Here is a 20,224-nt window from a genome sequence, read left to right on the forward strand (position 1 = left end):
ATGAAACCCTTGATTTTTTTATCTTATTTAAAAGCGTTTTTCAAACCTTCAACGGCACCTTCTACAGCACCTTTAGCATCTTCAGCTACTTCTTTTGCCTTAGCAACTGTCTTTTCTACAGCGCCTTCTGCTTCAGTATTGCTATCCCCAGTAACCTTACCAACTCCTTCTTTGACAGTTCCTGTTGCTTGTTCCAATTTGTTTTCAAGTGACATATAATTATCCCCTTTAATCTTATTCCGATATGTGTTACCGGTTACATATAGTTTATACCAAATACTAAGGAAAGTCAAACAATGTGCTCAGAAACAAGAAATCAAGCCAAGTAGAAAGTTAATCTGTCCTTATCAAAATCGATAGCCAACTCATACTTTCCATCTTCATTTTGGACAATATAACCTAGGACAACTAAACTGTCCACAAAGATATCACGGCGTTTCTGCATAAGCTGGTCTTTTTTGAGAAATTTCAACAAAAAAGTCGTCATATATTTGAGAGCATACTCAGGATTGACATCTCCCAAAATGTCATAGAGCTCCTGCTGTTTTTCTGTCAAAGGATACTGATGTTTGACCTTATAGAAATAATTGGACAAGGTCATTTTTGTTCGCGAAAAGTCCGTCTGTTCAACTAAAATAGCTGCATTGGTTTGATTGCGCAATTCCGTCTCAAAACGCTGCTCCGACAAAGCTTGATAGACTGGACTAGTTTCTTTAACAAAAATCTCTTGATCCAGTTGGAGACTATCGAGCGATTCAAGCATAGGAAGATGGAGGTAATAACGCTTATTTTCCCGACGAATCAAGCCTGCCTTTATATACTCTTCCATGAGTTTATCAACTGCTACATCTGGAAAATTGGCCTTAATTTCCCGTAAAATCACATCCTCATGCTGGTCCAGATAGCGGATTAATTCTCCAAAAAATGGCTGTCTCGTCAAACGAGATGGATTAAAAATCTGAATCATGAAGATTCCTTTCTTTACTTTCTAACAGAGGCGATGCTGCCAATTGACTGGGATTGGTCCCAGCTTGGTTTAGAGGAACAGGCAGACTTAATTCTCTATAACACTCTCTCCAAAAATCACTAATCTCCTGCTCTCCATCTCCAAATTTCATAGGTATGGTCTCAAAAATCGGTATGATTTCTGCCATGTACTGGGAACAGTAAAAACCTTCTCCATCTGGATAGAAAGAAACATTGTAGGGTGATCCAAGATGTCTGCAAGCTCTTTCCTTCACAGACTGGATATCTATTTCTGAGTAAATATAGAGATCGTACAAATGATTGGACTCAAAGAAGTCTACTGGTTCTTGACAAACAACACCAGCCTGTCCACTAGCGTGGTAAATCATCCCATCCAAACAAATGGCAACATGGTTATAGTTGCCTGTGGAAGTCTGGATGGCCTGTCCCATATCTGACTCATCTCTCACAAAAATCAAATCGCCATTTGCTAACATGCTTCACTCCTAGAAAAAAAGGAGCCGAAACTCCTTCGATATAAGGCAAACTAGCCTTTTCTAATTTGAATTAACACTCAAAACCTTAAGCATTAAAGCTCTCAGTCAATTGAGGGACCACTTGCTTCTTACGTGAAACAGCACCAGCAAGGAAAGCGTGGTTATTTTCAAGTTTGAAGTTGAAGGCTGCTTCGACCTTGTCCATGTTAGCACCAAGAGCCAAGATTTCAGAGTTTGAGTTAACGATGTCTGTAATCATCAAGACAAAGTCAGAGTAGCCATTTGCTGTATTTGCGGCTTGGATGGCTGCTTCGATTTCTGCTTGACGTTCCAAAACTTCAGCAATATCAACTGTGTTTACTTGAGCCACACGGACATTGTTTCCATTGAGTTCAAATGTTTTAGCATCGATGTCAATCAATTCTTCTGCAGATTTGCTAGCCAAGTTGGTACCAGCTTTGAGCATGGCAAGACCATATTCTTCCAAGTTTACACCTGCCAACTCAGCTAATTCAGGAGCAATCACCTTATCTGTTGGGTGTGTTGTTGGTGATTTCAAAAGAAGGGTATCTGAAATCAAACCTGAAAGCATCAAACCTGCAATTTCTTTCGGAACAGCTACACCGTGTTCTTTGAACATGCGGTAAACGATTGAAGACGCTGATCCAACAGGTTCCAAACGCATGTAAAGTGGGCTTGCAGTTTCAAAGTTAGCCACACGGTGGTGGTCCACAACACCGTAAACTTCTACTTCAGCGATATCTGATACAGATTGTTGGAATTCATTGTGGTCAGTCAGGATAACTTGCTCTGCACCTTCTGCTTTAGCAGAAGTGATAACACGCGGTGCTTCCACACCAAAATAGTTCAAGACAAAGGCTGTTTCTTCATTTGGAGTTCCAAGGGCAACAGCTTCCGTATCTAAACCGTAAGCTTCTTTTGCAAGATAAGCAAAAGCTACAGATGACCCGATGGCATCTGAGTCTGGATTTTGGTGACCAAATACTAGAATCTTAGACATGATAATACCTCATTTTGTTTATTCTCTTTATTGTAGCATTTTTTTCGCTTTTTGACAAAAGTAAGAGGAGTCAAAGGACTCCTCACGATTCTTCAAAATAACTTACTAAATTTCTATCTTGGTTTTCAGATAAAAATCTTTCCTTCTGTGGCCTCTTCCTACGTTTTAGAAGCGCTTCGGCTGACATGGCTTCTTCTTTACTATCGAAACCTTGAGCATAGATAAGTTTGACTGGCAACCGAGCTCGTGTGTACTTGGCTCCCTTTCCACTATTGTGAACGGCGATTCTTTTTTTGACATCGGTTGTATAGCCAGTATAGTAGGTCCCATCACGACACTCTACCACATACATATAAGCCTTATGAACCATAGTAAATCTCTTGAATTTCTGGAGTATAGGAACCATCATCATTATGAACAATGAGTGGTGGCAGAACCTTAAAGCCACTGGTGGACCCGTCCTTGATAGCCTCAATCAAAAGCATATTGGCTTCCTTTTCTCTTTTTGGATAGACAAATTGCAGGCGCTTAGGGGCTAGATTATGCCGTTGCAAGCTGTCCAAGATATCTAAAAGTCGATCGGGACGATGAACCATGGCCAAACGCCCATTAGACTTGAGAATACTCTGGGCACTACGACAGATTTCCTTCAAATTAGTCGTGATTTCGTGGCGCGCCAAGAGATAATGTTCGCTCTCGTTCAAATTGGAATGAGGATCCACCTTGAAATAGGGAGGATTACACAAAATCATATCCACCTTACTTCCCTGTATACGAGAAGGCATATTTTTCAAATCATCACAGATGACTTCCATCTGCTCTTCTAAGCCATTCAAACGGACAGAGCGTTCAGCCATATCCGCCAAACGCTCCTGAATCTCAACAGCCAAAATCTGTGCCTGAGTCCGAGTGCTAGCAAATAGCCCCACTGCTCCATTCCCGGCACAGAAATCCACAATCAAGCCCTTCTTAGGGAAACGTGGAAAACGTGACAAGAGAACACTATCCACCGAATAGCTAAAAACCTCTCTATTTTGAATGATTTTGATATCTGTCGAAAAGAGCTGGTTAATGCGCTCCCCCGATTTTAATAATTGTTCTTCTTCCATGGTCTTATTATAGCAAATTTATATTAACATTACAAAAGATAGAGGTTTCTAACTAGTGCTTCTGATTCTTCAAATGTTGAAGGGCTTCCTTGGTCCAAATTGGCATCATTCGTTTGAGAGGAGCAAAACCATAGTTAAAACGGTCGCTTGAAAAGCGTCTCCGTCTCGGAAACTGGTGCTTTTCTTCCTCTAAAGTGCGGATAGAAAGACTAGCTTTCCCTGTAAATTCATCTAAATCCACTACTTGAACTTGAACCTCCTCATCGATTTTCAAGGCTTCTTGGATATTTTCAATAAAACCTGTCCGAATCTCTGAAATGTGAATCAGCCCCGTATCACCGGTCTCTAGTTCAACAAAGGCACCGTAGGGCTGAATCCCAGTAATACGGCCCTTAAGTTTATCACCGATTTTCATCTTAGTCCTCGATTTCAATTGTTTCAATCACAACATCTTCAACTGGCTTGTCCATAGCTCCTGTCTCAACAGCAGCAATGGCATCCAAGACAGCGTAAGAAGCTTCATCAGCTAGCTGACCAAATACAGTGTGACGGCGGTCTAGATGAGGAGTTCCTCCTTGGTTGGCATAAATTTCCGCAATCGGTTCTGGCCAACCACCACGAGCAATCTCTTTCTTAGAATATGGCAAATGTTGATTTTGCACGATAAAGAACTGGCTACCGTTAGTATTTGGACCAGCATTGGCCATCGAAAGAGCACCACGGATATTGTAAAGTTCTTCTGAGAATTCATCCTCAAATGACTCACCATAGATAGATTCGCCACCCATACCAGTTCCAGTTGGGTCTCCACCTTGAATCATAAAGTCCTTGATAATACGATGGAAAATGACACCATCATAGTAACCATCTTTTGAAAGAGCTACAAAGTTAGCTACTGTTTTAGGAGCATGTTCAGGGAAGAGCTTAATACGCAAGTCTCCGTGATTGGTCTTAATAGTCGCAAGAGGACCTTCTACTGTTTCAATGTCTACTTGTGGGAAATGCAATTCTTTTTCTACCATACCAAATCCTTCTAAGGCATCAAAAATGCCATCTTCTTCTAATGTTTTTGTAATATAATCTGCTTTTTCTTTGATTTTTTCATGGGAGACACCCATAGCGATACTAATGCCTGCATAATCAAAGAGTTCCAAGTCGTTGAGTCCATCTCCAAAAACCATGACGTACTCTGGTTTCAAGTCAAGGTGTTCCACAACCTTTTCCACCCCCGTCGCTTTGGAGCCTGAAATCGGCACAATATCAGACGAATGTTGATGCCAACGAACCATGCGAAGTTTATCTGAGAGACTGTCAGGCAAGTGCAAGTCATCTCCCTTATCTTCAAAAGTCCACATCTGATAGATATCTACTTTTTCATGGAAGTCAGGATCTACATCCAAATCAGGGTAAATTGGATTGATAGCCTCACTGATCATCTCAGTTCGAGCGGAGAGTTTGGCATCATGACTCCCAACCAAACCATACTCAATTCCTTCATGCTTAGTCCAAGAGATATACTCCTCAACATCTGACTTCTCAATCTGATGCTGATAAATGACCTGACCTTTTTTATCTTCGATATAAGCCCCATTCAAAGTCACAAAAAAGTCAGGCTTGAGCTCACGAATCTCCGGAACGACACCAAAAATCCCACGTCCAGAAGCAATTCCTGTTAAAATTCCTTTCTCACGTAATTGCTTAAAAACAGTTGGGATTGAAGCTGGAATAAAACCTGTCTTTGAATTCCGCAATGTATCATCAATATCAAAAAAGACAATCTTGATTTTCTTTGCCTTATATCTTAATTTGGCATCCATCTCACTACCTCCTTCAATTCACTCTTTCCATTATACCATAAAGTAGGCGAATCCCCTACCCCCAATAAAATCCTTGTCTCTTATCCGAATTCCTTTACTAGATACAAAACCAAATCATCATTATTTTGGCTAGTTGCATTCATTTCCAAGGGTCGATTTCGATACCAGACACCTGTCCCATCTGGAATGTAGCCCCGTCTGATATACAATCTCTGGGCAGGACCATAGCCTAAGTGCAAACCTACACCAAGAGTGACTTTACTCGAAACAAACTTGACTCGTTTTTCTGCTTCTTCTAGCAGTTGATTCCCAATCCCTTGATTTCGAAAAGGCTCAAACACATTAAAATCTGATAATTCTGGATAGACTTCTGCAAAAGGACCATGTTTAGCAAAGGGCAAAATGGTAACGTAGCCCGCTACAGCACCATCAATCTCTGCAACTAAGACTTCTCTCTCCCCACTTTCCTGTTCCAGAAAATATCTAGCCAAAATTTCCTCTCTAGCAGGCCAACCTTGAATCATAAATCCATGAGATAAGGATTCAATATCAGACTTAATCATATTTCTAATTGTACAATTCATCTTTGACTTACCCACCTTTACACTTTCTATTACCATTATAGCACGCCAAGGTCAGAAAAAAACTATCTCGTGAAAAAAACCAACCGGATTTTAATTCGCTTTCTTGTTTTCAAGCTCATGAAAAAGAGGGCCACTCGGACCAAAACTCGCTCTTTCATTTCAAAGTTCATGAAAAAAAGACCCGTCGGGGTCTTAATTCGCTTTCTTTTTTCCGAGCTCATGAAAAAGAGGTCCACTGGACCCCTTTTTTTAATCTTCGTTTACGAAAGGCATCAAAGCCATTACGCGAGCGCGTTTGATAGCTGTTGTTACTTTACGTTGGTTTTTAGCTGAAGTTCCTGTTACACGACGAGGAAGGATTTTCCCACGTTCTGAAACGAAACGGCTAAGAAGCTCAGTATCTTTGTAATCAACATATTCAATTTTGTTTGCTGCGATGTAATCAACTTTTTTACGGCGTTTGAATCCGCCACGACGTTGTTGAGCCATGTTTTTTTCTCCTTTATAGTATTAATTGTCCATTAGAATGGTAAATCATCATCTGAAATATCCAAAGGATTTGTTGTTCCAAATGGATTTTCATCACGTGAAAAGTCAGGCACTGATTGAGTAGGTGCTGAATAATTTGAACTTGGTGCAGAATAAGCTCCACCTGTATGTCCTTCACGCACACTACGGCTTTCCAACATTTGGAAATTCTCAGCCACGACTTCCGTCACGTAGACACGTTGTCCTTGCTGGTTATCGTAACTACGAGTCTGAATACGGCCTGTCACCCCGATAAGTGAGCCTTTTTTAGCCCAGTTAGCAAGATTTTCAGCCTGTTGGCGCCACATAACGACATTAATAAAATCAGCCTCACGTTCGCCATTTTGACTCTTAAATGTACGGTTTACTGCAAGAGTAAAAGTCGCAACTGCTACATTTGATGGGGTATAACGTAATTCAGCATCACGTGTCATACGCCCTACAAGTACAACATTGTTAATCATAATTTACCTTCTTACGCGTCAGTTTTGACGATCATGTGACGAAGAATGTCAGCGTTGATTTTTGAAAGACGGTCAAACTCTTTAAGAGCTGCATCGTCGTTTGCTTCAACGTTAACGATGTGGTAAAGTCCTTCACGGAAATCTTTGATTTCGTATGCAAGACGACGTTTTTCCCAAGTTTTTGATTCAACAACAGTTGCACCGTTGTCAGTCAAAATAGAGTCAAAACGTGCTACCAAAGCGTTTTTAGCTTCTTCTTCAATGTTTGGACGAATAATATAAAGAATTTCGTATTTAGCCATTGATATGTTCCTCCTTTTGGTCTAATGACCCCAAGACTCTGCAAGGGGTAAGTGAGGTTCGCTCACAATAAACTATTATACTAGAAAACAGTTTTTTACGCAAGTAAAAACTCTGAAATGCGAAAAAACGCCACATGGGCGTTTTCCTGTTCTTATGGTTTGATACGGTGCAACATACGTGGAAATGGAATGGCTTCACGGATGTGTTTTGTTCCTGCTGCGAAGGTTACCATACGTTCGATACCGATACCAAATCCTCCGTGTGGAACTGTACCGTATTTACGAAGGTCAAGGTAGAATTCGTACTCTGTACGATCCATGCCAAGTTCATCCATCTTAGCTACAAGGGCATCGTAATCTTCCTCACGCATAGAGCCACCGATGATTTCTCCGTAACCTTCTGGGGCAAGCAAGTCTGCACAAAGCACGCGCTCTGGATTTCCAGGAACTGGTTTCATGTAAAATGCCTTGATGGCTGCTGGATAGTTCATGACAAATGTTGGGACACCAAAGTGATTTGAGATCCACGTTTCGTGTGGTGAACCAAAGTCATCTCCATGCTCAAGATGTTCGTAGTCAGCGTCTTCATCATTTTCATGCTCTTGCAAGAGGTCAATAGCTTGATCATAGGTGATGCGTTTGAAGGGCTCTGCAATGTAGCGTTTCAAGAGTTCTGTATCACGTTCCAAGGTTTCCAAGGCTTGAGGCGCACGGTCAAGAACACCTTGAAGAAGAGCTTTCACATAAGCTTCTTGCAAGTCAAGTGACTCATCGTGTGTCAAGTATGAGTACTCTGCGTCCATCATCCAGAACTCAGTCAAGTGACGGCGTGTTTTTGATTTTTCAGCTCGGAATACAGGACCAAAGTCAAAGACACGACCAAGGGCCATAGCACCTGCTTCCAGATAAAGCTGGCCTGATTGGCTCAAGTAGGCTGGCGTTCCAAAGTAGTCTGTTTCAAAGAGTTCTGTTGAATCTTCAGCCGCATTTCCTGAAAGAATTGGGCTATCAAACTTCATAAAGCCGTTCTTGTCGAAGAACTCATAAGTCGCATAGATAATAGCGTTACGGATTTGCATCACCGCTACTTGCTTACGAGAGCGAAGCCACAAGTGACGGTTGTCCATCAAGAAGTCTGTTCCGTGTTCTTTTGGTGTGATTGGGTAATCTTGAGATTCACCGATCACTTCGATGTCTGTGATATCCAACTCATAACCAAACTTAGAACGTTCGTCTTCTTTGACAATACCTGTCACATAAACAGACGTTTCTTGGCTCAAGCGTTTGATAACATCAAACTTCTCAAGTCCTACTTCTTCACCAAATTTTTCTACAAAGTTTGGTTTAAAGGCTACACCTTGGAAGAAGGCTGTTCCATCACGCAATTGCAAGAAGGCGATTTTCCCTTTTCCTGATTTGTTGGCAACCCAAGCGCCAATCGTCACTTCTTGGCCAACATAGTCTTTTACATCAATAATCGTTACACGTTTTGTCATTATGTTTCCTTTTCTTTTTCGTTTATTTTTCCATAAATGCTTTCAAGCGTTTAACTGCTTCTTTAAGCGTGTCTAGGTCTGTCGCATAGCTGAGACGGACATTTTCTGGCGCTCCAAAGCCAGCTCCTGTTACCAAGGCCACTTCAGCTTCTTCTAGGATAGCGGTTGTAAATTCTGTCACATCCGTATAGCCTTTCATCTCCATTGCCTTTTTGACATTTGGGAAGAGATAGAAAGCTCCTTGCGGTTTGACCACTTCAAATCCAGGCACCTCAGCAAGAAGAGGATAGATAGTGTTTAGTCGTTCCTCAAAAGCCTGACGCATGCTTTCTACAGTATCTTGCTCTCCTGATAAAGCCTCAACTGCTGCATACTGGGCTACTGCTGAAGGGTTGGAGGTTGTTTGACCTGCAATCTTGGACATGGCAGCGATAATGTCTGCTTCTCCGACGGCATAGCCAATCCGCCAACCAGTCATAGCGTAGGTTTTAGACACACCATTGATGACCACTGTTTGCTTGCGAATCGCTTCAGATAGGCTAGAAATGGGTGTGAATTCATGGCCATTATAGACCAAGCGACCATAGATATCATCTGCTAGGATGAGAATATCCTTTTCTACAGCCCAATTTCCGATTGCCAAGAGTTCCTCACGGGTATAAATCATACCTGTCGGATTGGATGGCGAATTTAGCACCAAAATCTTGGTCTTGTCTGTACGAGCTGCTTCTAACTGCTCTACGGTCACCTTAAAGTGATTGTCTTCCTTAGCAGGAACAAAGACTGGTACTCCTTCAGCCATCTTGACCTGGTCTCCATAGCTGACCCAGTATGGGGTTGGTATAATCACTTCATCACCTGGATTGACCACAGCCATAAAGAAGGTGTAGAGAGAATATTTGGCTCCCGCAGCGACTGTCACTTGATTTGGCGCTACAGAATAACCGTAAAAGCGCTCAAAGTAGGTATTGACTGCTGCCTTAAGCTCTGGTAGACCTGAGGTTACTGTATAAAAAGAAGCGCTCCCATCTTGAATCGATGCAATGGCGGCATCTTGGATATTTTTTGGAGTAGTGAAATCTGGCTCACCCAAGGTTAGAGACAAAATATCTCTTCCCTCAGCCTTGAGTGCTTTGGCACGGGCTCCAGCAGCCAAGGTTACACTTTCTTCCATTTCTAAAACACGGTTGGATAGTTTCATAGGCCCTCCTTATTGACCAATGCTCCTGTTTCAAAATCTACTAGATAATAATCAGAGCCTGACTTGACTTCCCAGATTGGCTTGTCTTGATAACGACCAAAGGTAACCTTGTCAATCTCGCCAGCTCCTTTTTCCTTAGAAAGAGCTTCTGCTTTCTCTTGTGAGACACCTTGACTTAACTGATAAACATAAATCTTATGGTCATCTTTTCCGATCAGGACAGCAAGTGCTTCTGCTTTTTTATTACGACCAAGAATGCTGTAATAGGATTCCAAGCCATTGTATAAATCAACCTGATCAGCCTTCTCTAAGCCTACATACTGCTGAGCTAATTTTTCTCCTTCACTTTTAGCTGTTTGATAGGGTTTCATGCTAAGAGAAACCAGATACAAAAAGGAAACACTGATAACCGCAAACAAAATCGTCATCCCTAGACCATACTGCCGCAGTAGATTATTTTTTGCTTTGTTTTGTCTTTTTTTCACTCGTCTATTTTACCATCAATTGGGCTTTATTACAAGTGAATATAAGAACCATCGCATTTTATTTCTTCCTTCAAAGTAAACCAGAATCCAAAAAACAGTTCTTACTTTTCCAGTAGCAACTGACTAGAGTTTCAGCAATTTTATAATTTTCAAATAAACTCTGAGCAAATTTCTTGCAAGTTATTTTGTTTTGTTGTAATATATTTTATAACAACGAGAGCATTCTCGAAATTTTAAGAAAATGGAGACACATCATGTCTAAAAAAGTATTATTTATCGTCGGATCCCTACGCCAAGGTTCTTTCAACCATCAAATGGCCCTCGAAGCTGAGAAAGCCCTTGCTGGTGAAGCTGAAGTTAGCTACCTCGATTATTCAGTCCTTCCTCTCTTCAGCCAAGATTTAGAAGTTCCAACTCATCCAGCTGTAGCAGCTGCTCGTAAAGAGGTTCTTGCTGCCGATGCCATCTGGATCTTCTCCCTAGTTTACAACTTCTCCATCCCTGGAACAGTGAAAAACTTGCTTGACTGGCTATCTCGTGCCCTTGACTTGTCTGATACACGTAGCGCTTCTGCCCTACAAGATAAGTTTGTCACAGTATCATCTGTAGCTAATGCAGGTCACGAACAACTCTTCGCTATCTACAAAGACCTCTTGCCATTTATCCGTACACAAGTTGTTGGTGATTTCACCGCTGCTCGTGTCAATGACTCTGCCTGGGTAGACGGAAAATTGGTTCTTGAAGAAACAGTCCTAAACTCACTTGAAAAACAAGCTCAAGACTTGGTTAATGCTATCAAATAAAGATATTTTATGACTCTTTGCCACCTATATGGGTGGTTTTTTTATACCTAATACTTCTTCAATCCACGTCAGTGTCGTCTTACCGTACTCAAGTAAAGCTTCCTAGTTGGTTCTTTGATTTTCTTTGAGTATAATTGACTCTAGAGTAGTTCAGAACAAATTCTAAAGTATAGTGTATTGAACCAAAAATATACACCTCGGCTGCTAAAATATTTCTAGAAATTAATTTGATTTTCGAAGAGTATTACTAATTGATTTGTTCATATTTTACTTCAATTTAATATATTTTTAGAATTTGATTTAAATTCCCCAATCAATTTGTTCGTTTTTTATTTCATTTCACTATAAAAAACCACACAGTTTTGCTTTCAGCTTGATGATGCTCAGTACTGAAATCACTGTGTGGTTTTATTGTGACATTAATGTTTATCCGAAATCATTGAATAACTCTTTTTCGAATTCTTATACTCAATACAAATCAAAGAGCAAACTAGGAAACTAGCCGCAGGCTGATCAAAACACTGTTTTGAGGTTGTAGATAAGACTGACAAAGTCAGAAACAAATATCTTCGGCAAGGAGACATTGACGCGGTTTGAAGAGATTTTCGAAGAGTATTAATTCTTTTTCCCTTTTTTTACAAACACGGCAGAAAGAACTAGTCCAAGAGCACCTAATAAGGCTAAAGTAGCTGATTCTTCTCCACCTGTTGCTGGAAGTTTATCTTTAACTATAGCAACCGATGTTTGTGCTTGTTCTCGTTTTTGTGCTTGATCTGTTTTCACTGATGCACTTGCAAATTCATCGGACTTTTCAACAGTAGTTTCAACATCACTATTGCCACTGCTCATCTTATCTCCATCAATGTTATCAGCCGAATCTTTCAAGTTTTCTTCTGTTGGAGTTGCTTGATGGCTTGCTGTTTCTTTATATTCTGGGACTTCTACTACTGGGGCTGCTTCTTCACCTGCTGTACCAATAGCTCCTGTGTATTCTGGAACTTCATGAACAGCTGCCTCGACTGCGTTAACGTCACCCTTGAATTCTGGGACTGCTACTACTGGAGCTGCTTCATCTCCTGCTGTGCCAATAGTTTCAGTGTACTCTGGAACTTCATGAACAGCTGCTTCGACACCATTTACTCCACCGGTAAATTCTGGAACTTCTACTATTGGTGCTGCTTCTTCACCCTTACTTGTAGTTGGAGCTGGTTTCTCTGGTTCTTCCGGAAGTTCTTGGTGGAATGTAGTCATTTCGTAGAACTCTGGTCTGCCACCTTCCCAAACAAGTTTGACATCCAATAATGGAGACTTATCTCTGACAGCAAATGTTTGGAAGCTTGAGGTAATTTCACCTAGTTCTGACCAAGCATCTGCTTTATCTTCTTTCAGAGTACGAGCAAGCACACGAGCTTTCACTCCTTGAGGAAGACTTGAAACAAGTCGGATATGGTTAGCATCTGTCGTTTCTGACAAGTGGTAGACAAGCTCACCTTGTTCTTTCTCAGCCTTGTAGCTTGTCAAGACTTTACCATCAACAATATTAGTGTAAAGGTTGCCTTGGCTTTCACCGCTGTTTCCTTCTACCGTTGGGTCATTGATTGGTTTCACGAATTCACCATCATTAATAACCAACTCAGTGAAGCCTACAAAACGAGCATCATAGTCTGCTGTAAATAGAACACGGAGATAGTTGGCTTTAACTGGGCTTGAAAGTTCACCCTCGATATAGCGATTTCCTGGCATCTTAGAATCATGTGTCCAGCCATCGGTCAAGGAATCATCACGTGTTTCATTAGCAAGGCCGTCACCAACTGTCACAACATCGGTCCAAGTCTTGCCATCTTGACTGACTTGAATCTTACCATCACGAAGATAGTTTTGAGTGCCGTCTTGGACGTAAGCTCTAATCTTCTTGATGTCGCGTTCGCTACCAAGTTTCAAGGTGATATGACCATCTTTACGAGCATAGTCTGAAAACTCTACAAAGTTATTGTAAACACCATCAAACAACTGATCCAAGTTCTTGATCTTACGAACATCATTTCTACCGTATGTTGGGTGAATTCCCATTGATGTAGAATCAAGTGTTGTTGGTTGAACTTCTTTTGTTTTAACAAGTAGAGATGTTGCTGTCACTGCTTGTTCTTGATCAGTCTTATTAACCAGACGAACATAACGTACCAAGGACTTATCAGTCACTTGATCAGCTGGATACCATTCTAGGGCGTTTGGAGAGAATTCCAAGTTGAGGGATGGATTTTCAATACCAAGTGCTTGAATGCTTTCAGCTTGGTGAAGACGATCAAGTTTCATACCCAAGTAGCTATTAGCTGGAAGCTTAGTTCCGCTTGGAATTTGCATGTCATAACGGCCTAGGCTATCATAAACTGGAGTTGACTTCAAGCTTTCAACATTGGTATCAGTCAATTCGCTATTGCCTGCACGGGTTTCAACTGAGAAGTCAGCGATACGCCACCATAGGTTGATGTTCTTGGTATTGCGAACACGGACGTAGCGAGCTGAAATTGGAGTTTCGATTTCTTTAGTTTGTTCACCAGTCAAGCGATCCAACTCTTGCCATGAGCTACCATCTGCAGAATATTCAATAACACCTTCTGCTAATTTGTCTCCTGATCCTTGAACGAGACGAACCTTGGTCACAGGTTTGACTTCACCCAAGTCAAGTTGTACCCAACCATTGACTGGAGTTGTGTCTGTTCTATCAGCATTTGCAAGCATGGCTTCAGTATTATCACGTCCATCTGTAATCTGAGCAACTGTTGTGTTGTACTTGTACATAAGATTTGGACTGATTGTCACAGTAGCTGTCTGTTTAGCACGAGTAACTTCAACAGGGCGGTTAACAGCAATTTCTCTTACCGCAAACCAAGTGTTTCCACGATCTGAAGTTGCAATCATGCGAACAGCTTTAGCGTTGATGTTGAGATTTTCAAATTTAAGCAGAGGCTCATTACCAGTGTAACTTGGTTCTGAAAGGGTTACCCACTCATCATTTTCATTGAGGTACTCAACCTTAGCATTGTTAAAGGTATCGCGTGGATTTGCTTGAGTTCCCATTGCAAATGTCAAGTTTTGAATTGGAACAGCTTTATTAAATTTCAAACCAATATAGTCACCAGTTTGGATGCTGTTTGGTGATTTGATAAGGGCATGTGTTCCTAAATCTCCATCAGTCACTTCAGCAAGTCCACCTTCTACACCTGTACGGTTAGTGATAAAGGTACTAATGACTTGATCAGGATGCAAGGCTTTTTGAACTTCTGTTGCAAGGATTTCACGAAGGCCAAGCAAGAATGGACGGATATGTTGAACACCCAACTCAGCTCTTTCATCATGGTCTACATAGTGGAAGGTATAAGTTTGTGATTGTTCGTAGAGTTTCAAGCCCTTATAGTAACTATCCCAAAGTTTTGCAGAATCGTTCTTTTCGATAGCTTCTGTACCATCAAGAAGAGCACTCAAGGCGTCCATTTGGTCAATAGTATTATCCAACCAGTAGTGGATTTGAGCACGCATCTTTTCATCACCAGATGCTTTATAAAGTTGTGCTGCAGCTTTTAGTTTAGCAAATTCTGCACGCAATTCTTGACGCTCTGCATTGACATCTTGACCAGCTTTCAACTTAGACATGAAGGCTGCCAATTTCGGTGCAAGTTCAACAGACTCTTCCAATTTCACAACACGACCATCCATGTTTTGGTTGATCATATGTTTACCAAGCTCACGGAAGGCAACTGATGCTTCGCTATCTGTAAACTTACCGTTTTCAACAAAGTTGAAGGCGATATCATTTACTTTCTTAGCTTCTTCTTCAGATTTCCATTGTTTCCATGCATATTGAGCTGCAGAGAAGAGGGCAATCTTAGAAGGCTCAGATTGTTGCATTGGGTTCAACATGATACCTGATAGGAGACTAGGGTCTACATTCGGATGGAGGAATTTCTCACCACCACCTAAGATTAAGTGTTGTTTAGAGTTATCTGTAACAGGCCAATTGACCCATAGAGAAACTGGTCGGTAGGTCTTACCACCTGCAGTCAGGTTGTTCTTAAGGTTAGAGAGGAAGCTTTCGGATACTTCACCCCAGATCTTACCACCAGTAAGGGTCATAGAGGTTGAAGTTGGAAGATTTTCATTGAGTGCTTTCAACTCATCTTCACGGCCATTACCCCAATATTGACCTGGGACAAAGATCATTTCCTTACGAAGACCAACATAAGTTGCTTGTTTTTCAGTCAACCAGTCTGTCATGTCCTTCATCAAGCGGTTGTAGCTATTGTAACCACCAACTGGACTTGGAGCATCATCGGCTAGAATACCGAACTCACGAACACCGACATCCATCAATTGAGTTAATTTAGCCTTAATGGCTTCCAAATCTTGTTGGTAATCAGCATCGTTGCCAAAACGGATACGGTTGTTCATGAATGGGTGGATGGTCCAAACATAGCGAGTCTTGTTTTGGTTTCCGACACGCGCCAATTCACGGATTTCAGCTAATTTTTCTTCTGGATAAAGTTCACGCCATTTCTTGTTGTGGTATGGATCGTCTTTTGGTGCAAAGAAGTATTGAGTCAACTTCAAGTCACCACCATAGCGCATCAATTCAGCACGATCAGCATTGCTCCATGGATTTCCATAGTAACCTTCGATAAAACCACGATTCTTAATTTCAGCGTAGTCTTCAACAGTTACATTACGTAAAACTGGAGCTTCACTTTCATTAAGCATGTGTTTAAGAGTCGTCAATCCATAGAAGACAGCATCTGTATCTTTACCGACGATAGAGATTGTATTGTTCTTGATTGACAAAGCATAAGCATCAATCTTGTCAAATAATCCTTGAGAAATTCCTGACACTTCTTTTTCAGCCTGTGAATGTTGACCATGAACACCAAGATAGATATTTGTTGCACCTGCTACAGGTGTTTGGCTGCTTGTGTATGAAATTTGATGATCTTGTAGAACACTCTTCAAGCGGTTACGAGTATAGATATCTAACTGATCGCCCATAACAAGATTGACTTGTTTATGGAGTTTCGTAACGCCTTCACCATAAGTTACTTTTTGTGGTGTTGGGAATACCTTGTACTCTTTCTTGAGGTAATCTTGACTTTGGGCTGCAGCAGCAACTGTCTCGTCGCTTGTAGGTTTCGTAGCTACAAAGCTATCAGCAAGTTCAGTTGTACCATCACCCACCTCTTCAACTCTTGGTTGTTCTGGAGTCACCGGTTTCTCTGGAGTCACTGGTTTTTCTGGAGCAACAGGTTCTTCTGCTTCGCTATCAGAAAGTGGCTTGAGTAGTTGAATTTCTGCTGCACTACCAAATCCACCTACACCTGATAGAACTTTAAATTCTACCTTATTAGTTTCAACTGCTGCAAAATTAACAGTTTTTTCTTTAGTATTATTATCCCAAGTTCCTGAAGCAACTTTAACCATTTGACCATCTTTTTGAGCATAGATTTCATAAGAGGTCACGACTCCGTTACCACCACCTGGACGTGGAAGATAAGTCAAACCATTGACTTTTTCAGGAGCGTTCAAATTCATAGCAACGGTATAAGGAGCACGGTCTCCAGTCCATTTTGAATGCCAGAAGGTGTTCGGATCATTGTCGAAAGCTTTTTCTACTGGTCCTTCAGTCTCTGTTCCTGGTGTTTCCTGACTAGTTGCAGAAACTGTGAAGTGATCTGTTGGGATTAAACGTGGGTTTACAAATGCTTCATTCGACAACTCTGTACTATGCAAGATTCCTTGGAAGCCACCGATTGTTTCAAGTGGAAGTACCAAGCTATTGTGAGCCAAGCGAGGATGAGCTGGATTTGCAATACGCTCAACCTTTTCACCGTCTACATAAACTTCTGTTTTTTGTGGTTTCGTAACAACAGAGATTTGATAACGTTTATTCTTTTCAAGTTTCTTATTAAATTGAATATGGAATTGTTCAAATTTATAAGCAAGATAGCCATCCTTGTCCGCAAGATAAAGTTGGTTGTCCCCACTTGTAGAGAATACTTGCTCTCCATCACCTATAACAGTTACATCCAATTTCAAGACATGACTTGGACCAACATCACCAACAAGACCTTCGATAGTGCTATCTTTTTCAAAATTCAATCCTGCTTCTGTTTTCTTCACATTTTTAGCAAGATATCCCTTGATTGTTTCTGCTTTAATTGTGAAGAGGTCGCTTTCTTCTACTGTCTTTTCTGGATTTGAACGTGGTGCATAAACACTTGCTGGTTGGATACGGTCTGCATAGGTCTTAGCTGCACGATCTGAACCCCAAGTGCGTTCTGCAGTTGATTGCATACTCTTGAAGAAGCGTTTAAAGATATCGTAAGAAGTAAGTCCAGTTTCATGGAGGTCAATGTTGTCATTCCAGACTGCATGACCACCACCAAGGATATTTGGATTAGAGGCTTCTAGGCGTGGTCCTCCACCTGTTGAGAAGTCATTTGGTGTCCAGCGGTTGTATTGAGTTTCATAGTTTGCATAATCCCCATAACCACCTTGGCTATTGCTTCCACTTGGAACACTATAGGTTGGAATATCTGTGATATTGATAATCTTAGCACCCTGAGCAATTGCTGCCTGTGGACGTTGCCAACCAATACTCCAGATATCAACTTCTACATCTTTCCAATCAACAGGTGTAGTTCCTTTTTTGGCAGAGAGTGAACCCCAAATACGTGGTGTTAAGCCTTTGCCTTTGATGTACTGGATCATATCATTGATATAGCGACGATAGCTTTCTGGACTTCCATAGTACTCATCTGTACCGATATGAACAGTAGAAACGCCATGGAGCGGTGCATCTTCGCCATCGAGTAATTTATCATAGACTGATTTGACAAAAGCGAGCGTTTCTTCGTACTTGTTATCCAAGTCCAACATAGCTACACGTTCTACATTGTGTTTTCTCGCACTAAGTTGACCCTTGTACATCAAGTCTGGACGGACCTTAACAAATGAAAGGGCGTGACCTGGTGTGTCAATTTCAGGAACAAGGTTGATATGCAAAGCTTTTGCCAACTTGATGATTTCTTGCATTTCTTCCTTAGTGTAATGCTCTTTTGATGTTAATTTTTCACCATTTTTACCGACAACATCAGTCTCTACACGGAAACCTGTCTTAGCATTTTTAAGAACATAATCCAGTTCCTCTTGAGGAGTAAGATTTTTCCCTGCTAAATGATCTTTTAAGAAGATATAGTTGTCATTCAAGTGCAACTGTAGATCGTTCATCTTGTAGTAGGCCATGTTGAGCATGATATCTACAAGCGTATCATAAGGAATAAACTTACGGCCTGTATCTAGCATAAAGCCACGATGGCTAAAGCTTGGGAAGTCACGGATTTCACCGTTCTGTAAGTCTTTTTCTCCCATCTGAAGGAGAGTACGGGTTGCATAGAAGGCACCTGCATTGGTTGCAGCTTCTACAGTGATAACACCATCTTTAACAATGATACCATAGCCTTCTTTACCATAACCCTTGTCTTCAACCTTCTTAAATTCAATCCGTTTTTGAGCTGTTTGATCACCTGTAGCGATTTCTAACCCACGACTCTCAAGGTCAGTCTGATAGAATTTAGCTTCTTGACCAAATCCAGAATCTCCGACTGAAATAACAGTATCAGCTGTAATAGAAGTTTTGCCTTCAGTTCCATACCATTGTTGAACTGCTGGAGCAACTGCTGGTTTTGTGCCAACGCCTTCGTCTGTATGCAAGCCTTTAATGACTACTTCAAATTCTTTTGTGAAGGTATGAGTATCCTTGACTTGTTGGACCATGACCTTAACAGTTTGATCTGTTAAGGGTTTATAGATTTTGTTATTAAGATCAACAACTCCCTGTTTATTGCTACCAATCAAGCTGACTTGACCTGGTAATTTAGGCAAGACAAGTGATTTCCCATCATCAGCAACTGTTAGTTCTGTAACTTGGTGAATGTCTGTCGGTTTGCTGGCATCAGGGATATTTGAATAAGCGCGAATCTCTTGGACACCAACATTTTTCCAGTTCATATTACCAGCTTGATAGTCTGTGATTTCAAGTTTAAGGTACTTAGCATGGATAGCTTCTTTTAAGTCAACTTTTTCATCAAGTACAGGTGTTCCTGTTCTTTGATGAGCCAACTTCCATTCTTTGTTACCTGAACCATTTACATCATCTTGCCCAGCGTAGTAGAGATTCCAAGATTTGATATTTGGATCGTTTTGTTGACCACGAAGACGGCGGTCCCAATCAATCTCCACATGCTTAATCACTGTTGTCTTTTCAAGTGTAAATTCGATTGTTGGTTTCTCAACATTTTGGTCAGTAGCCCAGCGAGTGTCAGGTTTCCCGTCAATCGCCTTTTCTGCTGTGTATTGTGTGTTGGCTTCATGGTTTGAAGCTGTTGCAGTCGCCTTTTCTAGATGATTGACATCTGGTGTATCTACTACATCTTTAGTCGCAGGACTTGCAGCTGGTTTCGCCTCAGAAGCTACTTCCTCTTTTGGAGTTGTAGCTGGTTGTGAAGCCACTTCTTCATTAGGAGTAGGAGTATCAGCTGGTTTTGATGTTGCTTCTTCCTTAGGAACTGGAGTTTCAGCTGGTTTTAGTGTAGTTGTTTCAGCTACAGTTGCTTCAGTTTCTGACGCTGCAGGTTGATCATCTACAGTTCCAGCACTCGCTTCTACTTTTTCAATAGCTGCTGCTATATCTGCTGGCAGTTTATCCAGAGGCTGAGGATGTATTATTGTTCCTTCTGTCTCAGCAATTCCTTCTGTTTCAGCAGCTTGAACCATACCAGCTCCAAAGATACTGGCACCAATCATAACAGAAGCTGCGCCGATTGTAAATTTACGTATACTATAATGACACCGTTTCTCAAAAAAATGTTTTCCCATTTTTCCTATTTCCTTTCATACGCCCACAATTA

Annotated in this window: 17 protein-coding genes; 1 reads left to right on the forward strand and 16 read right to left on the reverse strand. The window is 41.1% G+C overall.

Features of this window, described 5'->3' with window-relative positions; translation table 11 throughout:
- Positions 1-23: 23 nt before the first annotated feature.
- From D2908_RS08690 to D2908_RS08760, 15 genes are all read right to left on the reverse strand, one after another.
- Positions 24-215: a CsbD family protein gene (locus D2908_RS08690; protein ID WP_117306417.1), complete on the reverse strand. Its 192-nt coding sequence runs from the start codon at positions 213-215 to the stop codon at positions 24-26.
- Positions 216-316: 101 nt separating this feature from the next.
- Positions 317-967 carry a DUF1803 domain-containing protein gene (locus D2908_RS08695; protein ID WP_117306419.1) on the reverse strand — a complete coding sequence of 217 codons (651 nt, stop codon included), beginning with the start codon at positions 965-967 and terminating at the stop codon, positions 317-319.
- On the reverse strand, positions 951-1,463 hold the full coding sequence (locus D2908_RS08700) for a YiiX/YebB-like N1pC/P60 family cysteine hydrolase (protein ID WP_117306421.1): 513 nt from the start codon (positions 1,461-1,463) through the stop codon (positions 951-953). The genes D2908_RS08695 and D2908_RS08700 overlap by 17 nt, the downstream gene beginning before the upstream one ends.
- Positions 1,464-1,548: 85 nt before the next feature.
- Complete coding sequence (locus tag D2908_RS08705; protein WP_117306423.1) at positions 1,549-2,484, reverse strand: manganese-dependent inorganic pyrophosphatase; 936 nt, start codon at positions 2,482-2,484, stop codon at positions 1,549-1,551.
- Between the two features lie 82 nt (positions 2,485-2,566).
- Entirely contained in the window at positions 2,567-2,854 is a 288-nt protein-coding gene (locus tag D2908_RS08710; RefSeq protein ID WP_117306425.1) for a GIY-YIG nuclease family protein, read from the reverse strand.
- Positions 2,844-3,593, reverse strand: coding sequence for a tRNA1(Val) (adenine(37)-N6)-methyltransferase (locus tag D2908_RS08715; protein WP_117306427.1), 750 nt, complete (start codon positions 3,591-3,593; stop codon positions 2,844-2,846). The genes D2908_RS08710 and D2908_RS08715 overlap by 11 nt, the downstream gene beginning before the upstream one ends.
- 52 nt (positions 3,594-3,645) lie before the next feature.
- Complete coding sequence (locus D2908_RS08720) at positions 3,646-4,008, reverse strand: S1 RNA-binding domain-containing protein (protein WP_117306429.1); 363 nt, start codon at positions 4,006-4,008, stop codon at positions 3,646-3,648.
- 1 nt (position 4,009) lies between these two features.
- Positions 4,010-5,410 (reverse strand): bifunctional Cof-type HAD-IIB family hydrolase/peptidylprolyl isomerase, encoded by a 1,401-nt coding sequence (locus tag D2908_RS08725; protein WP_117306431.1) that lies wholly within the window; start codon positions 5,408-5,410, stop codon positions 4,010-4,012.
- An 80-nt stretch (positions 5,411-5,490) separates the two neighbouring features.
- On the reverse strand, positions 5,491-5,994 hold the full coding sequence (locus D2908_RS08730; RefSeq protein WP_117306433.1) for a GNAT family N-acetyltransferase: 504 nt from the start codon (positions 5,992-5,994) through the stop codon (positions 5,491-5,493).
- A gap of 249 nt (positions 5,995-6,243) precedes the next feature.
- Positions 6,244-6,483, reverse strand: coding sequence for a 30S ribosomal protein S18 (gene rpsR, locus D2908_RS08735; RefSeq protein ID WP_000068664.1), 240 nt, complete (start codon positions 6,481-6,483; stop codon positions 6,244-6,246).
- A gap of 32 nt (positions 6,484-6,515) precedes the next feature.
- Positions 6,516-6,986, reverse strand: coding sequence for a single-stranded DNA-binding protein SsbA (gene ssbA / locus D2908_RS08740; protein WP_000609604.1), 471 nt, complete (start codon positions 6,984-6,986; stop codon positions 6,516-6,518).
- A gap of 11 nt (positions 6,987-6,997) precedes the next feature.
- Positions 6,998-7,288 (reverse strand): 30S ribosomal protein S6, encoded by a 291-nt coding sequence (gene rpsF, locus D2908_RS08745; RefSeq protein ID WP_001151784.1) that lies wholly within the window; start codon positions 7,286-7,288, stop codon positions 6,998-7,000.
- Positions 7,289-7,440: 152 nt separating this feature from the next.
- A complete protein-coding gene (gene asnS / locus D2908_RS08750) occupies positions 7,441-8,787 on the reverse strand; it encodes an asparagine--tRNA ligase (protein WP_161683683.1) in 1,347 nt (448 codons plus the stop codon).
- A 19-nt stretch (positions 8,788-8,806) separates the two neighbouring features.
- Positions 8,807-9,985 carry a pyridoxal phosphate-dependent aminotransferase gene (locus tag D2908_RS08755; protein ID WP_117306435.1) on the reverse strand — a complete coding sequence of 393 codons (1,179 nt, stop codon included), beginning with the start codon at positions 9,983-9,985 and terminating at the stop codon, positions 8,807-8,809.
- Positions 9,982-10,470: a DUF5590 domain-containing protein gene (locus tag D2908_RS08760; RefSeq protein WP_165847485.1), complete on the reverse strand. Its 489-nt coding sequence runs from the start codon at positions 10,468-10,470 to the stop codon at positions 9,982-9,984. The genes D2908_RS08755 and D2908_RS08760 overlap by 4 nt, the downstream gene beginning before the upstream one ends.
- A gap of 254 nt (positions 10,471-10,724) precedes the next feature.
- Here D2908_RS08760 and D2908_RS08765 point away from each other — a divergent pair, with 254 nt between their 5' ends.
- Entirely contained in the window at positions 10,725-11,273 is a 549-nt protein-coding gene (locus tag D2908_RS08765; protein ID WP_117306437.1) for an NADPH-dependent FMN reductase, read from the forward strand.
- Positions 11,274-11,888: 615 nt separating this feature from the next.
- Here D2908_RS08765 and D2908_RS08770 read toward each other — a convergent pair.
- Positions 11,889-20,192: an SIALI-17 repeat-containing surface protein gene (locus tag D2908_RS08770; protein WP_117306439.1), complete on the reverse strand. Its 8,304-nt coding sequence runs from the start codon at positions 20,190-20,192 to the stop codon at positions 11,889-11,891.
- Positions 20,193-20,224: the final 32 nt, after the last annotated feature.

Origin of the sequence: Streptococcus sp. LQJ-218 (assembly GCF_003428885.1) — a bacterium.
In the GTDB taxonomy this organism is placed as follows: domain Bacteria; phylum Bacillota; class Bacilli; order Lactobacillales; family Streptococcaceae; genus Streptococcus.

Coding starts and splice junctions, on each gene's coding strand:
- D2908_RS08690 (WP_117306417.1), bottom strand. CDS start 215: ATGTCACTTGAAAACAAATTGGAACAAGCAACAGGAACTGTCAAAGAA.
- D2908_RS08695 (WP_117306419.1), bottom strand. CDS start 967: ATGATTCAGATTTTTAATCCATCTCGTTTGACGAGACAGCCATTTTTT.
- D2908_RS08700 (WP_117306421.1), bottom strand. CDS start 1,463: ATGTTAGCAAATGGCGATTTGATTTTTGTGAGAGATGAGTCAGATATG.
- D2908_RS08705 (WP_117306423.1), bottom strand. CDS start 2,484: ATGTCTAAGATTCTAGTATTTGGTCACCAAAATCCAGACTCAGATGCC.
- D2908_RS08710 (WP_117306425.1), bottom strand. CDS start 2,854: ATGGTTCATAAGGCTTATATGTATGTGGTAGAGTGTCGTGATGGGACC.
- D2908_RS08715 (WP_117306427.1), bottom strand. CDS start 3,593: ATGGAAGAAGAACAATTATTAAAATCGGGGGAGCGCATTAACCAGCTC.
- D2908_RS08720 (WP_117306429.1), bottom strand. CDS start 4,008: ATGAAAATCGGTGATAAACTTAAGGGCCGTATTACTGGGATTCAGCCC.
- D2908_RS08725 (WP_117306431.1), bottom strand. CDS start 5,410: ATGGATGCCAAATTAAGATATAAGGCAAAGAAAATCAAGATTGTCTTT.
- D2908_RS08730 (WP_117306433.1), bottom strand. CDS start 5,994: ATGAATTGTACAATTAGAAATATGATTAAGTCTGATATTGAATCCTTA.
- rpsR (WP_000068664.1), bottom strand. CDS start 6,483: ATGGCTCAACAACGTCGTGGCGGATTCAAACGCCGTAAAAAAGTTGAT.
- ssbA (WP_000609604.1), bottom strand. CDS start 6,986: ATGATTAACAATGTTGTACTTGTAGGGCGTATGACACGTGATGCTGAA.
- rpsF (WP_001151784.1), bottom strand. CDS start 7,288: ATGGCTAAATACGAAATTCTTTATATTATTCGTCCAAACATTGAAGAA.
- D2908_RS08755 (WP_117306435.1), bottom strand. CDS start 9,985: ATGAAACTATCCAACCGTGTTTTAGAAATGGAAGAAAGTGTAACCTTG.
- D2908_RS08765 (WP_117306437.1), top strand. CDS start 10,725: ATGTCTAAAAAAGTATTATTTATCGTCGGATCCCTACGCCAAGGTTCT.
- D2908_RS08770 (WP_117306439.1), bottom strand. CDS start 20,192: ATGGGAAAACATTTTTTTGAGAAACGGTGTCATTATAGTATACGTAAA.